We start from the raw sequence: 14529 nt of genomic DNA, 5'->3' as shown, positions 1-14529 counted from the left end.
CCCACCGGCCCGCGGCCAAAGGGAATCCGCTCGCACCCCATGCCTTTGAGGGGTGCAGCGGCGCAGCCAACCGTCACCCGCTGAACGCCGCCGCGAAATCCCCCGCCCCCTGCTCCACCCCACTGCAATTCGTCGCCGCGTCATCCGAAGAGGCATCGTCTCCCTCACACGCCTGGTCCCGGAACGTCGACCACATCGACACCCACGCGACCCCCTTCTCCTCCGCGAAGGAACGGACCTGCTCCGCGTCGGACAACGAGAACGTCTCGTTGTCCACGTCGTTGACGCCGAGCATCGACGTGAGCGCGAGCCCCCGCCACGCCCCCTCGTCCGACAACCCGAAGGTCTTCTCCAACTGGTCGTGCGCGGCCTGGGCCGACGCTTCCGCGTAGTCGCCCATGTCCTCGTCGTACGCGCTGCCGTAGTTCATGGTCATGACGTTGACCGTGGACACCTGAACGCCCTTGTCGTTGGCGGACTCCAGCAGCGCGACACCGTCGTCGTCGAGGCCGGACGGCATGACGGGCAGCGTGAAGGTGACCGTCAGGTCGTCGCGCTCCTTCTGCAGCAACGCGATCGCCTCGGAGCGCAGCGCCACCGAGTCGGAGTCCGTCAACTGCTCACCCTCCACGTCGAAGTCGGCCTCCGTGGCCCCGGCCGCGTCGAGGGCCTTCCCGTAGGCAGCGGCCAGTTCCGAGGCGCTGTCACAGGTCGAGGCGAGTTCCTTGCCGGAGGCCCCGCCGAAGGAGACACGCACGGTGGAGCCCGACTCCGTCAGCGCCGAGATACGGGACTTCACCGCCGAGTCGCCTATCGCGGTCGTGCCGTTCCACGTCGGCGTGCAACTGCTGCCGTCCGCGATGACGAAGGCCAGGTTGTACGTCGACGGGGAGCCCGCCGAGTCGTTGTCGGAGGCGGTGGTGGCGCTGACGTACGGGGCGTACGCGGTGCCCGAGGAGGCACCTGACGAGCCCCCGGAGGGTGACGCGCTGCTCTGTGGACGGCTCGTGGAACCCGAGCCCGAGTTCGAGTCCGAGGAGTCGTCCGTCGCCGAGGAACACCCCGCGGTGGCCAGGGCGATCACGCAGAAGAGCCCGGCAGCCGGCCTCAGGAAAGTCCTCATCGAGCATGCTCCCACTTTCGTGCTTTCGTGATATCTGTCTCAGGACGGAAACAAAGTGCGTTTCCGAACTGAAAATGTCTCACGGGTCGCCCCGCTCCACGAAGTCAGAATATACACAGGGAATCTACAGGAATGGCCCGACAAGTGGGATCAACCGGGCATGAATATACGGACATTGGGCACCTTCGCGGCGATCCTCGTCCCGCCCGGTGCCCAATGATTCTCTCAGGGAAAAGACAGACTCGGCTGTTTCTCATGGCGCGCTCACAACAGAATCAGAGTTTCGGACACATAAAGGATCCCTAATATCCGGGGAATGCATCCCGAGCCTGCCATCGAATCCCGCGCCGCTGTGCGCGGCCGCCGCCGCAAACGTGGCAACGGGTCCGTAGACGGTCCCGTGTTCGTTGACACCTCCGGGCGCAGGGCCAAGTTGCTGCGCCGGATCGGCCTCCTCCTCGGCGTCGTCTGTATCGGGTACGCGGTCGTGCTCGGCATGGCGTTCATGGGCTGGGGCCCCTCGCTCACCCCGTCGTCGCTGCTGCCCTTCGGGGGCGGCGGCCCGAACGGCGGCCAGAACTCCGGCCCTGGCGGCGGTGTCCAGCCGCAGGGCGGCACCGGCAGTCCGCCCGCGCGCCCCACCGGCGCCCCGCCCTCGGGTGCCGCCACGGGCGCCGTGCCCACCGGCGCCGCACCCGCCTCCGCCTCCGCCTCCGTCTCCGCCCCGTCCGCGTCCGCCTCCGCGGCCGCCAACTGACCGGAACGCACCCACACTCATGGCTACTTCGACGCCTTCGCGCGGCCGCCGGCGCGCCCCCTCCCGGATGACACGGGCGGCGGGCAAGGCCGCGGCGCTGCAGAAACCGCGTGTCATCCTCGCCCTGCTGCTCCTCCTCGCGCTCACCAGCGTGATGCTGCTCGACGGCTATCTGCGTGCCGAGGTCGGCGGCGACGAGCGCGTGCGCAGCAACGCCAGCTCCAGCAAGGTCCCGGACTCCGTCATCGACGGCGGGCCGATCCTCTCCTTCAGGAACGGGCAGGCCCAGACCACGTCCGTCCCGGAGAAGACCATCGCGCTCACCTTCGACGACGGTCCCAACCCCACCTGGACTCCCCAGATCCTGAAGATCCTTGAGGAGAACGACGTCCCGGGTACGTTCTTCCTGGTCGGCTCGATGGTCTCGCGCTACCCGGGCATCGTGAACGACGTGGTGGACCAGGGCAACGAGGTCGGCATCCACACCTTCACGCACGTCGACCTCTCGTACCAGAGCGACGCCCGGATCAAGCGGGAGATGGCCCAGACGCAGCTCGCTCTGGCGGGCGCGGCGGGTATCACGACGACGCTGTTCCGTGCCCCGTACTCCTCGGAGACGGACGCCATCGACAACTACAGCTGGCCCGTCTACAAGAAGCTCGGCGCGGAGGGCTACACCAGCGTCTTCGTCGACACCGACAGCGACGACTGGAAGCGGCCCGGCGTCTCGAAGATCATCAAGTGGGCCACGCCGTCGAAGAACAAGGGCGCCTCGGTGCTCTTCCACGACGCGGGCGGCGAGCGTTCGCAGACGGTCAAGGCGCTCGGCACCTACATCAAGAAGATGAAGGCGAAGGGCTACACCTTCACCACCATCAGCGGCGCCATCCAGCAGGCGGACAGCGAGGAACAGCAGGCGGACAGCGACGAGTCCGCCGACGGCCAGGCAGCCGGCCAGGCGCCCGGCGGCCGGCAGGGCGGGCAAGGGCTGGGACAGGCTGCCGGGGGAGGCAACGGCCTCCAGGCCGCCCACCGCACCGCCACCGGTACCACCCTCTACGAAGGCAAGGCCCTCGTCGCGGCGGTCGCCGTCGCCGAGTGGACCGTACCGGGGCTCGCGGTCGGACTCGCCGTCGTCGGCTTCGCCGTCATGGGCCGCTTCGGGATGATGCTGATCCTCGCCCGCAGGCACTACCGGAAACGCAACACGCGCCGGTTCAGCTGGGGGCCGGCGATCACGCGGCCGGTGAGCGTGATCGTGCCCGCGTACAACGAGAAGGAGTGCATCGCCAACACCCTCAAGTCGCTGGCGCAGAGCACCCATCCGATCGAGATCATCGTCGTGGACGACGGTTCCACGGACGGCACGAAGGAGATCGCCGAGGCACTCGGCATGCCGAACGTGCGCGTCATCCGCCAGGAGAACGCGGGCAAGCCGGCCGCCCTCAACAACGGTGTCCGCAACGCCAGTTACGACATCGTGGTGATGATGGACGGCGACACCGTCTTCGAGGCCGACACCGTACGTCAGCTGGTGCAGCCCTTCGCCGACCCCGGGGTCGGCGCGGTCGCGGGCAACGCCAAGGTCGGCAACCGCAACACGATCATCGGCGCCTGGCAGCACATCGAGTACGTGATGGGCTTCAACCTCGACCGCCGCATGTACGACCTGCTGCGCTGCATGCCCACGATCCCGGGCGCGATCGGCGCGTTCCGCCGGGAGGCCGTGCTCGCCGTCGGCGGGATGAGCGAGGACACGCTCGCCGAGGACACCGACATCACCATCGCCATGCACCGGGAGGGCTGGCGGGTCGTCTACCAGGAGCACGCCAAGGCCTGGACCGAGGCGCCGGGCTCCCTCAAGCAGCTGTGGTCACAGCGCTACCGCTGGTCGTACGGGACGATGCAGGCGTTGTGGAAGCACCGCAAGTCCCTGACGGACAAGGGGCCCTCGGGTCGCTTCGGCCGGGTCGGTATGCCACTGGTGGTGATCTTCCAGATCGTCACGCCCGTCTTCGCCCCGCTCATCGACGTGTTCACCGTCTACTCGATGATCTTCATCGACTTCAAGGCGTCGCTGCTCGCCTGGCTGGCCGTCCTGGGCATCCAGCTCGTCTGCGCCGCCTACGCGTTCCGGCTCGACCGGGAGAAGTACCGGTATCTGCTGATGATGCCGCTGCAGCAGCTCGCGTACCGGCAGATGATGTACCTCGTCCTCATCCACTCCTGCATCACGGCCCTCACGGGCGGCCGCCTGCGCTGGCAGAAGCTGAAGCGCACGGGGGAGGTCGGTACGCCGGCGGGGACGAGCTGATGGGCGCCCACCGCCGGGACGGCCGCGTTCCGGTGACCCCGGTGACCCCGGTGACCCCGGTGACCCCGGTGACCCCGGTGACCCCGGTGGTCCCAGTGGCCGCCGTGCCCCCGGCGCCCGGTGAGCTCACGGACACGGCCCGGCTGCCGCGGGTGGAAGCCCAGCCGAAGGCGAGCGCGACCTCGCCGACGGCAGACGCGGCCCCGCCGACGGCAGACGCGGCCCCGCCGACGGCCCGCCCGGCCGCGGGCCGCGACCGCTACTTCGACACCCTGCGGGCCGTCGCCCTCGTCCGCGTCGTCACGTACCACACCTTCGGCTGGCCCTGGGCGGGCATGGTCCTGCCCTCCATGGGGATCATGTTCGCGCTCGCCGGGACCCTGATGGCGAAGTCCCTGGAGCGGCCCGCCCTCAAGGTGATCAGGAGCCGGGTCCGCCGGCTCCTGCCGCCCTTCTGGTTCTGGGGCTTCTTCGTCGTGATCGCGATGCTGATCCACGGCTGGATGCCGGGCTGGCAGATCGTCTACTGGGTCGTGCCGCTCGGTGACCCGCCGGGCAATGCCTGGGGCGAGCAGGCCTGGGAGATCCTCTGGTACCTGCGGACGTACCTGTGGTTCGTCCTGCTGTCGCCCCTGCTGCTGAGGGTCTTCCGGCTGGCCCCGGTCGCGGTCCTGGTCCTCTCGCTTGCCCCGATCGTGGTCGTCCAGTTCTTCTGGACGCCGCCGGACGACCGCTTCGGCATCGGGATCATCGACCTGGCCACGTACCTGTTCTGCTGGATCCTCGGCTTCGCGCACCGCGACGGCGTCCTCCAGCGGCTGAAGCCGTTCGCCGTCGTGGTCCTCTCGCTCGCCGCGATCGGGTACGGCGGCTGGTACGCCTTCACGCACCAGGCCGAGACGGGCTCGTACGACCTCGACGACATCCCGTACGCACAGGCGTTCTGGTCGGCGGGGTTCGTGACCCTGCTGATGTACGCGAAGGCGCGCTTCGGGATCGACTTCGCGTGGCTGGCCCGCTTCCGGCGCCTCGACCGGATCGTACGGATCTTCAACGCCCGCGCGGTGACCCTCTACCTCTGGCACGAGCTCGCGCTGATCCTGGCCGTCCCGTTGATCGACCAGTTCTGGAACGTGCCGGCCTTCGAGACGTATCTGCCGCTGGAGAGCCAGTGGTTCATGTTCGGCATCGGCTGGCTCCTCATCGGCGCGTTCGTCCTGCTGTGCGGGTGGGTGGAGGACGTGGCGGCGAAGACGAAGCCGAGACTGCTGCCCTGAGGGATTCCTCAGAGGGACCGGCGTACGGGCCGGGTGCCGGCGAGTCGCCCGGCCCGTGCTGCCACAATGGGACCGTGACCCGCGCATCCCTGAACAAGCAGCCGCACGAAGTCGCCTCGATGTTCGACGACGTCGCGGAACGCTACGACCTGACGAACGACGTGCTGTCGCTCGGCCAGGACCGGGTGTGGCGCAAGGAGGTCGCCAGGGCGGTCGACGCGCGGCCCGCCCAGAAGGTCCTGGACCTCGCGGCGGGCACCGCCACCTCCTCGCTGCCCTTCGCCCGCACGGGGGCGTACGTCGTCCCCTGCGACTTCTCCCTCGGGATGCTCAGGGTCGGCAAGAAGAACCACCCCTGGCTGCCGCTCACGGCGGGCGACGCCACGAAGCTGCCGTTCAAGGACGACACCTTCGACGCGGTGACGATCTCCTTCGGCCTGCGGAACGTGCAGTCCACCGGCATCGACACGGCACTGCGGGAGCTGTACCGGGTGACGAAGCCCGGCGGGCGTGTGGTGATCTGCGAGTTCTCGCATCCGACCTGGTCGCCGCTGCGCACCGTCTACACCGAGTACCTGATGCGCGCCCTGCCGCCGGTGGCCCGCGCGGTCTCCTCGAACCCCGAGGCGTACGTCTATCTCGCCGAGTCGATCCGCGCATGGCCCGACCAGCCCGCCCTCGCGGAGCGCCTGACCGAGGCCGGCTGGTCGAAGGTGGCCTGGCGGAACCTCACGGGCGGCATCGTCGCCCTGCACCGCGGCTTCAAGCAGAGCTAGCGCCTGCCGAGCCCCCTGGTAGGTGCTCCTCATCCGAGCAGGGCGAACGGGTCGCCCGGTGCGTCGAGTTCGCGTTGCAGGCCGCCCGACGGCGGTCGTGGCTGCCGCGGTTCGCGCACCCCGGCGCCGCCGTCGCCCTCACCCTCGCCGAAGTCGAACCACACCGTCACGACCGCCCAGCGCGGTACCTCGGAGTCGGGCAGCGGGTACTGGCGTACGACGTAGTCGACGACGGTCAGGTCGAGGTCGGGCCGGTCGGGCGAGTCGAGGAGCACCTCGCCCTCCTCGGCCGTCTCGCGCGCGTCCACGGCCATCAGACCGACGAGCCGCGGTACGCGCACTTCGGGCGTCTTGCGTGGTTTGCGCACGGACGTCACCCCCAGCGGTACCGGCAGGGTAAGCCCATGCCGGTCCCCGCCGGAAGGCACCGGAGACCGGACGGGACCGGACCGGCGCCGGACGGTGCCCGGCGGTGCCGGACCGCCGCGTGTGTCAGAGCGCCAACCGGTAACAGTGCCCGAACTGGTCCGTCGTCGGCGAGGTGAACGTCTCCACGAGCTCCATGCCGAGGCGTCTGGTCACGGCGATCGAGCGTTCGTTGCGGGAGTTCACCATCGCCACCACGGAGGTGACGCCCGTCGCACGCACCCGTTCCAGCGCGGTCCGCGCCGCCGCGGTCACGTACCCCCTGCCCCAGTACTCCCGGCCGAGCCGCCAGCCGATCTCGATCTCACCCCGCGGGCCCCACTCGTGCGGCCACGGCTGGGCGCCGGTGAAACCGATGACCCGCTCTTCCCCGTCGATCACGTCGAGCATGGTCCAGAAACAGAAGCCGTGCTCGGCGTCGTGCCGGCGCTGCCGGGCGGTCAGCTCCTCGTAGACGGACAGTTCGGCGGATTTGCCTCCGTGGAACTCCATCACGTCCGGGTCGTCGAAGACCCGGTGCCAGGCGAAGGCGTCCTCGTCGGTGGGGACGCGCAGGTTTACCACGGGGAGAGCTCGGTTCACGGGGCAGCCCTTCAGCCAGGCGATCAGTACCGCTGCATAGACTGCCCATGTCCCGTGCCTGTCAGCACGTGGATTTCGAGACTTAGCGCTTCGAGACCCGGCGCTTCGAGACTTCGCGCTTCGGGGCTCCGAGAATTCGTGGCTTCGAACCTTCGAGACCTGGGGAGACCCCGCCGTGACCGAGTCCCCGTCCCAGCCCCTCTCCGAACACTGTGCCGACGTGATCGTCGTCGGGGCCGGGCCAGCCGGTTCCACCACGGCGTACTACCTCGCCAAGGCCGGCCTTGACGTCCTGCTCCTCGAAAAGACCGCGTTCCCGCGGGAGAAGGTGTGCGGCGACGGACTGACGCCCCGCGCCACCAAACAGCTCGTCTCCATGGGAATCGACATCTCGGAAGAGGCGGGCTGGCTACGGAACAAGGGGCTCCGCATCATCGGCGGCGGGGTCCGCCTCCAGCTGGACTGGCCGGAACTCGCCTCCTACCCCGACTACGGACTCGTCCGTAAGCGCGACGACTTCGACGAGCAGCTCGCCCGGCAGGCGCAGAAGGCCGGCGCGCGCCTGCACGAGCGCTGCAACGTCGGCGCCCCGATCGTCGACGACCGCACGGGCCGCATCACGGGCGTCCATGCGAAACTCGGCGACGCCGACTCCAAGGAGAAGCGCGAAGTCACCTTCCACGCGCCCCTGGTCGTCGCCGCCGACGGCAACTCGACCCGGCTGTCCCTGGCGATGGGCCTGCACCGCCGCGAGGACCGCCCGATGGGCGTCGCGGTGCGTACGTACTTCACGTCCCCGCGCCACGAGGACGACTACCTGGAGTCGTGGCTGGAGCTGTGGGACCGCCGCGGCCCCGGCGAGGACCGCCTGCTGCCGGGCTACGGCTGGATCTTCGGCATGGGCGACGGCACGTCGAACGTCGGCCTGGGCGTCCTCAACACCTCGTCCTCGTTCAAGGAACTGGACTGGCGCGAGGTCCTCAAGGCCTGGTGCGCCTCGATGCCCGAGGACTGGGGCTACACCCCGGACAACATGACGATCCCGATCCGCGGCGCCGCCCTGCCGATGGCCTTCAACCGCCAGCCCCACTACACGAAGGGCCTGCTGCTCGTCGGCGACGCGGGCGGCATGGTGAACCCCTTCAACGGCGAGGGCATCGCCTACGCCATGGAGTCCGGCCAGATCGCCGCCGACGTCATCGTCCAGGCCCAGGCCCGCGCGACCCCCGCCCAGCGCGAACTCGCCCTCCAGCGCTACCCGAAGGTCCTCAAGGACACCTACGGCGGCTACTACACGCTCGGCCGCGCCTTCGTGAAGCTCATCGGCAACCCGAACGTCATGAAGATCGCCGCCCAGCGCGGCCTCACGCACCCCCTGCTGATGAAGTTCACGCTGAAGATGCTCGCCAACCTGACGGACCCGACGGGCGGCGACGCGATGGACCGCATCATCAACGGCCTGACGAAGGTCGCCCCGAAGGCATAGCCCGTTGGTGAACGCCGACGAGAGTACGCCTGCGGGCCGCTCCCCCCACCCGGGGAAGCGGCCCGTCAGAAGCGGTCGTGCGACCTGAGGTCAGAGAACCCGCACCGCACCGTCCGCGGGGTAGCCCGACAGGTCCTGGACGACGACACCCTTCGAGGGGTTCGCCGCGTCCAGGTACTGGCCGCCGCCGATGTAGACGCCCACGTGGTACGCCGAGCCTGCGCCGCCCCAGTACAGGATGTCGCCGACCTGGATGTTGGACATCGAGACCGGGGTACCGGCCACGGACTGGTCCTGGGAGACGCGCGGCAGGTCGACGCCGACCTGCTTGAACGCGGCCTGGACCAGGCTGGAGCAGTCCCACGCGTCGGGGCCGGACGCGCCCATCACGTACGCGTCGCCGACCTGCGCCTGCAGGAAGCTGATGACGGTGCCGACGCTGCCGCTGGCAGGGGCCGGAACGTCGTTGTCGGCGGCTGAGGACGTCGTGAGGGTCGTCCGGGCGGCGGCGGAGCGTGTGGCGCGCTCCGCGGCGTCCTTGCGGGCCTCCTCGGCCTTCTGCTTGGCCTCCGCCTTCTTCTTCGCGTCGGCGAGGTCCGCCTTGGCCTGCTTTGCGGCCTTCGTGGCGGCCGCGTCACGCTCGGCGCGCAGCTGGTAGTCGGCCGCGGCCTGCTGGGTGACCTCCGCGGACTCGGCGACCTGAGCGGTCATGTCGGACGTGAGCGTGGGCAGCTCGATGGTCTGGGTCACCGGCTCGGCCGCGTTGGCCGTTCCGGCGGCACCGGCCACTGCCATGGTGCCGAGGACGCCACCGGCAACTCCGGCGCGCATCGCGAGCGCCGAGCTGCTGCGAGGCCGGGGTTTCCGGTGGCTGCGTATGTGAGCGGTGTGGGACATAGGTACAACCGGTATCAGGGGCTCCTCCATACCTTCAAGAAACGTGTGGTGCGCCACAATTGTTCAACGGGCGCCCGAATCTCTGCCGCAGCGCCCCTTATTGGCGCCGTAACGCGCATTGCGGACAGTGCCCGGCACACCTGTGATCACGGCCTTTTCGAGTTACGTCCGAATTGCCCGCGACCTACCACTCGTTGGAGCCGATGGCCAAGCCCTGTTGTTTCCGGCCCGTTACCGATGTGACGCACGTCACGGAACGATGGCGGTGATGGCTGCGTCGGCGCGCGAATCGTGGGCAGGGGTCCGACCTGATTCGGACTCGACCCGGAATCGACCCCGACTCAACCCGAACCCGACTCGGACCCGGGCTCGGCGTGGACCCGATTCGGACCCGATTTCGGAGCTGACCGGGACTCGGCTCGGACTCGGCTCGGACCCGCCCCGGTGCCGTCCTCCGCTCGTGAACGAACGCACGCGCCCGAGCCGTCCACAACGGGCATCCCAACGCCCCCGAAGTGTGAACGAGTTCCCCTATCAAGCGCCCTCGTCCAGCACCAATTTGCCTTGACTTCGCCTCCCTTGATAGTGCGCCAAGGCGTGGACCAGCGGCGACGGGTGAAAATGTCACTTCTGGTGATCACTCGGGCGCTTCTCGTACGAAGATCGACACTCCTCCGACTTCATGATCCGCTGCCGGGTGGTGGAGATCACAAAGGCGTTGTCGCACCCCGTGTCGCAGATCACAGACCCACAGGCATAGGATGCGGGGCAGTTGGGCTTGTGACCTGCTTCACATGTTCGCGATCTTGGTGGAGCCGCACCGGGTTCGGGCGCCTCACGAGGTCCGTGGGGTTCGTGGGGCAGGCGTGACGCCTGATGCAACCGCCAGCAGTCAATGCCGACTGAGAGGAGCGAGGAGCGGTGAACGCGTATGCGCCCATCCTCGTGCTGGGAGCCCTCGGGGCAGGCTTTGCGATCTTCTCCGTGGTCATGGCCACGCTTATCGGTCCAAAGCGATACAACCGGGCCAAGCTCGAAGCCTACGAGTGTGGAATCGAGCCGACCCCCACGCCGGCGGGCGGCGGGCGGTTCCCCATCAAGTACTACCTGACGGCGATGCTCTTCATCATTTTCGATATCGAGATCGTCTTCCTCTATCCCTGGGCCGTCACTTTCGACTCGCTCGGGGTCTTCGGGCTCGTGGAGATGCTGCTCTTCGTGCTCACCGTCTTCGTCGCCTACGCGTACGTGTGGCGACGCGGCGGCCTGGAATGGGACTGAAGCCCGCATGGGACTGAACCCCGCAAAGGACTGAGCCCCGTACAGGGGACAGAGGAGCCATTGAGCATGGGACTCGAAGAAAAGCTGCCGAGCGGCTTCCTGCTGACCACCGTCGAGCAGGCCGCGGGGTGGGTGCGCAAGTCGTCCGTCTTTCCCGCCACCTTCGGCCTCGCCTGCTGCGCCATCGAGATGATGACGACGGGCGCGGGCCGCTACGACCTGGCGCGCTTCGGCATGGAGGTCTTCCGCGGCTCGCCGCGGCAGGCCGACCTGATGATCGTCGCCGGACGTGTCAGCCAGAAGATGGCGCCGGTCCTGAGGCAGGTCTACGACCAGATGCCGAACCCCAAGTGGGTCATCTCCATGGGGGTTTGCGCGTCGTCGGGCGGCATGTTCAACAACTACGCGATCGTGCAGGGCGTCGATCACATCGTCCCCGTCGACATCTACCTGCCCGGCTGTCCGCCGCGGCCCGAGATGCTGATCGACGCGATCCTCAAGCTCCACCAGAAGATCCAGTCCTCGAAGCTCGGGGTGAACGCGGAGGAAGCGGCCCGCGAGGCGGAGGAAGCGGCGCTCAAGGCGCTCCCCACCATCGAGATGAAGGGGCTGCTGCGGTGAGCGACGCGAACGGCACGAACGGCAACGGCACGAACGGCACCAACCCCGAGAAGGACCTCGGCGCCTCCAACCTCCCGGGCCGGCGCGGTGACGGCGGGGAGGAGATCCGGGTCCAGCGCGGCATGTTCGGCGCCAACAACGGCGGGGACACCTCCGGATACGGCGGCCTGGTCCGCTCGATCCGCCTCCCGGGGCCGGCCGCCCGCCCGTACGGCGGCTGGTTCGACGAGGTCGCCGACGAACTCGAAGGCGCCTTGGAGGAACAGGGCCTGGTCCCGGAGAACGCGATCGAGAAGACGATCGTCGACCGCGACGAGATCACCTTCCACATCGACCGCGAGCACCTGCTCCGCGTCGCCCGGACCCTGCGCGACGACCCGGCCCTGCGCTTCGAGCTCTGCACCGGAGTCAGCGGAGTCCACTACCCGCAGGACAAGGGACGCGAGCTGCACGCCGTCTACCACCTGCGCTCGATCACCCACAACCGGCTGATCCGCCTCGAAGTCAGCGCCCCGGACAGCGACCCGCGCGTCCCGTCCCTGGTCTCGGTCTATCCGACGAACGACTGGCACGAGCGCGAGACGTACGACTTCTTCGGCATCGTCTTCGAAGGTCACCCGGCGCTGACGCGGATCATGATGCCGGACGACTGGCAGGGCTTTCCGCAGCGCAAGGACTATCCCCTCGGCGGCATCGCCGTCGAGTACAAGGGCGCCCAGATCCCGGCTCCGGACCAGCGGAGGTCCTACTCATGAGCGCCCGCCCGTCACCCGACCACCGCCCCTCAACGACTCCCTCCGGGAGGCTGTAATGACTCACGCATCCGCCCGGGAAACCACCGAGGGCACCGTCTACACGGTCAGCGGTGGCGACTGGGACGAGGTCGTCCAGACCGCGGCCAAGGCCGACGACGAGCGCATCGTCGTCAACATGGGCCCCCAGCACCCCTCCACCCACGGCGTGCTCCGGCTCATCCTCGAAATCGACGGCGAGACGGTCACCGAGGCCCGCTGCGGCATCGGCTACCTGCACACCGGCATCGAGAAGAACCTTGAGTACCGCACGTGGACCCAGGGCACCACCTTCGTGACGCGCATGGACTACCTGACGTCCTTCTTCAACGAGGCCGCGTACTGTCTCGCCGTCGAGAAGCTCCTCGGCATCGAGGACCAGATCCCGGACCGCGCGACGATCATCCGGGTGCTCCTGATGGAGCTGAACCGGCTCTCCTCGCACCTGGTGTGCATCGCCACCGGCGGCATGGAACTCGGCGCCACCACGATCATGATCTACGGCTTCCGCGATCGTGAACTGATCCTCGACATCTACGAGCTGATCACCGGACTGCGCATGAACCACGCGTTCATCCGGCCCGGCGGCCTCGCCCAGGACCTGCCCCCGGGCGCGGTGGACCACATCCGCGAGTTCGTGAAGAAGATGCGCAAGAACCTTCCCGAGTACGACAAGCTCGCCACCGGGAACCCCATCTTCAAGGCCCGTATGCAGGGCGTCGGCCATCTCGACCTGGCCGGCTCCATGGCGCTGGGAGCCACGGGGCCGATCCTGCGGTCCGCCGGGCTCCCGCACGACCTGCGCAAGGCCCAGCCGTACTGCGGCTACGAGACGTACGACTTCGACGTCCCGACCACCGACACCGCCGACGCGTACGGACGCTTCCTCATCCGGCTCGAAGAGATGCGCCAGTCGCTCGCGATCGTCGAGCAGTGCCTGGACCGGCTGCAGCCCGGCCCGGTCATGGTCACCGACAAGAAGATCGCCTGGCCCGCCCAGCTCGCGCTCGGCCCCGACGGCCTCGGCAACTCGCTCGACCACATCAAGAAGATCATGGGCACCTCCATGGAGGCCCTGATCCACCACTTCAAGCTGGTGACCGAGGGCTTCCGCGTCCCGCCGGGACAGGCGTACGCGGCCGTCGAGTCACCCAAGGGGGAACTGGGGGTGCACGTCGTGTCCGACGGAGGCACCCGCCCCTACCGGGTCCACTACCGGGACCCGTCCTTCACCAACCTGCAGGCCATGGCGGCGATGTGCGAGGGCGGCCAGGTCGCCGACGTCATCGTCGCCGTCGCGTCCATCGACCCCGTGATGGGAGGCGTCGACCGGTGACCACCACCCCCGAGGGCGTCAGCCTGGGCATGCCCCAACTGCCCGCGCCCAGCTACCCGGACGACGTACGAGCCCGGCTGGAGGCCGACGCGCGCGAGATCATCGCCCGCTACCCGGACTCCCGGTCCGCCCTCCTGCCGCTGCTGCACCTCGTGCAGGCGGAGGAGGGCCATGTCACGCGCACGGGACAGCGGTTCTGCGCGGAGATGCTCGACCTCACCACGGCCGAGGTGACCGCGGTCGCCACCTTCTACTCCATGTACCGCCGCAAGCCGAGCGGCGACTACCAGGTGGGCGTCTGCACCAACACGCTGTGCGCGGTCATGGGCGGCGACGCGATCTTCTCCGCCCTCCAGGAGCACCTGGGCGTCGGCAACGGCGAGACCACCGGCGACGGCAAGGTCACCCTGGAGCACATCGAGTGCAACGCGGCCTGCGACTTCGCGCCGGTCGTGATGGTCAACTGGGAGTTCTTCGACAACCAGACCGTGCAGAGCGCCAAGAGCCTCGTCGACGACCTGCGCGCGGGTACCCAGGTCGAGCCGACCCGCGGTGCGCCCCTGTGCACGTTCAAGGACACCGCCCGCATCCTGGCGGGCTTCCCCGACGAGCGCCCCGGCGCGGTCGAGGCGAGCGGCGGCGCCGGCCACGCCTCGCTGATCGGCCTGCGGCTGGCCAAGGGGGAGTCGGCTCCCGCGCGCGTGGTGCACCCGCGCGGGTCCGGAGCTCCCGCTCCCCGGGACGGGGCGCCGCACGACCCGTCACCGGCCGAGCACCTCAGTTCGCACGACGCGCCGCAGGACACCGCGGCCTCCGACCCGGACCACCCGGCCGGGCCCGCCGCCGAGGAGGGGGAGTGAGT

The 14529-nt window shown here is 68.9% G+C and carries 14 protein-coding genes; 10 read left to right on the top strand and 4 right to left on the bottom strand.

Translation table 11 applies throughout. The features are described 5' to 3' along the window. Positions 1 to 73 precede the first annotated feature (73 nt). Positions 74 to 1123 carry a chitinase gene (locus tag AOK01_RS06240; protein WP_055509271.1) on the bottom strand — a complete coding sequence of 350 codons (1050 nt, stop codon included), beginning with the start codon at positions 1121 to 1123 and terminating at the stop codon, positions 74 to 76. A gap of 316 nt (positions 1124 to 1439) precedes the next feature. Between AOK01_RS06240 and AOK01_RS06235 the strand changes: the two genes are divergently transcribed. The 4 genes from AOK01_RS06235 to AOK01_RS06220 all read left to right on the top strand — a co-directional run bounded on the left by AOK01_RS06235 (position 1440) and on the right by AOK01_RS06220 (position 6247). Further along, the gene (locus AOK01_RS06235; protein ID WP_055509268.1) at positions 1440 to 1880 is read left to right on the top strand and encodes a hypothetical protein; all 441 of its coding nucleotides are present in this window, start codon (positions 1440 to 1442) and stop codon (positions 1878 to 1880) included. A gap of 19 nt (positions 1881 to 1899) precedes the next feature. Next, complete coding sequence (locus AOK01_RS06230) at positions 1900 to 4194, top strand: bifunctional polysaccharide deacetylase/glycosyltransferase family 2 protein (RefSeq protein ID WP_055509266.1); 2295 nt, start codon at positions 1900 to 1902, stop codon at positions 4192 to 4194. Then, positions 4194 to 5471 (top strand): acyltransferase family protein, encoded by a 1278-nt coding sequence (locus tag AOK01_RS06225; protein WP_245702131.1) that lies wholly within the window; start codon positions 4194 to 4196, stop codon positions 5469 to 5471. The genes AOK01_RS06230 and AOK01_RS06225 overlap by 1 nt, the downstream gene beginning before the upstream one ends. Before the next feature lie 74 nt (positions 5472 to 5545). Further along, entirely contained in the window at positions 5546 to 6247 is a 702-nt protein-coding gene (locus AOK01_RS06220) for a demethylmenaquinone methyltransferase (protein WP_055509264.1), read from the top strand. A gap of 29 nt (positions 6248 to 6276) precedes the next feature. On the opposite strand, the gene AOK01_RS06215 is transcribed toward AOK01_RS06220, so the two are convergent. Next, positions 6277 to 6624 (bottom strand): PASTA domain-containing protein, encoded by a 348-nt coding sequence (locus AOK01_RS06215; RefSeq protein WP_370880361.1) that lies wholly within the window; start codon positions 6622 to 6624, stop codon positions 6277 to 6279. Between the two features lie 115 nt (positions 6625 to 6739). Beyond that, complete coding sequence (locus AOK01_RS06210) at positions 6740 to 7255, bottom strand: GNAT family N-acetyltransferase (RefSeq protein ID WP_055509262.1); 516 nt, start codon at positions 7253 to 7255, stop codon at positions 6740 to 6742. A 175-nt stretch (positions 7256 to 7430) separates the two neighbouring features. Here AOK01_RS06210 and AOK01_RS06205 point away from each other — a divergent pair, with 175 nt between their 5' ends. After that, the gene (locus AOK01_RS06205) at positions 7431 to 8741 is read left to right on the top strand and encodes a geranylgeranyl reductase family protein (protein ID WP_055509259.1); all 1311 of its coding nucleotides are present in this window, start codon (positions 7431 to 7433) and stop codon (positions 8739 to 8741) included. Between the two features lie 90 nt (positions 8742 to 8831). On the opposite strand, the gene AOK01_RS06200 is transcribed toward AOK01_RS06205, so the two are convergent. After that, positions 8832 to 9668 (bottom strand): C40 family peptidase, encoded by an 837-nt coding sequence (locus AOK01_RS06200; protein ID WP_079103194.1) that lies wholly within the window; start codon positions 9666 to 9668, stop codon positions 8832 to 8834. 891 nt (positions 9669 to 10559) lie between these two features. Here AOK01_RS06200 and AOK01_RS06195 point away from each other — a divergent pair. The 5 genes from AOK01_RS06195 to nuoE all read left to right on the top strand — a co-directional run bounded on the left by AOK01_RS06195 (position 10560) and on the right by nuoE (position 14527). Further along, on the top strand, positions 10560 to 10919 hold the full coding sequence (locus AOK01_RS06195; protein ID WP_055509254.1) for an NADH-quinone oxidoreductase subunit A: 360 nt from the start codon (positions 10560 to 10562) through the stop codon (positions 10917 to 10919). A gap of 66 nt (positions 10920 to 10985) precedes the next feature. Next, on the top strand, positions 10986 to 11540 hold the full coding sequence (locus AOK01_RS06190) for a NuoB/complex I 20 kDa subunit family protein (RefSeq protein WP_055509252.1): 555 nt from the start codon (positions 10986 to 10988) through the stop codon (positions 11538 to 11540). After that, positions 11537 to 12295: an NADH-quinone oxidoreductase subunit C gene (locus AOK01_RS06185; RefSeq protein ID WP_055509250.1), complete on the top strand. Its 759-nt coding sequence runs from the start codon at positions 11537 to 11539 to the stop codon at positions 12293 to 12295. The genes AOK01_RS06190 and AOK01_RS06185 overlap by 4 nt, the downstream gene beginning before the upstream one ends. Positions 12296 to 12350: 55 nt before the next feature. Continuing rightward, a complete protein-coding gene (locus tag AOK01_RS06180; protein ID WP_055509248.1) occupies positions 12351 to 13667 on the top strand; it encodes an NADH-quinone oxidoreductase subunit D in 1317 nt (438 codons plus the stop codon). 29 nt (positions 13668 to 13696) lie between these two features. Beyond that, complete coding sequence (gene nuoE, locus AOK01_RS06175; protein WP_055509339.1) at positions 13697 to 14527, top strand: NADH-quinone oxidoreductase subunit NuoE; 831 nt, start codon at positions 13697 to 13699, stop codon at positions 14525 to 14527. The last annotated feature ends 2 nt before the right edge of the window (positions 14528 to 14529 follow it).

The organism is Streptomyces aurantiacus, from assembly GCF_001418335.1.
GTDB classification, from domain to species: Bacteria; Actinomycetota; Actinomycetes; order Streptomycetales; family Streptomycetaceae; genus Streptomyces; species Streptomyces aurantiacus.
This window is presented reverse-complemented; position numbering and strand designations above follow the sequence as displayed.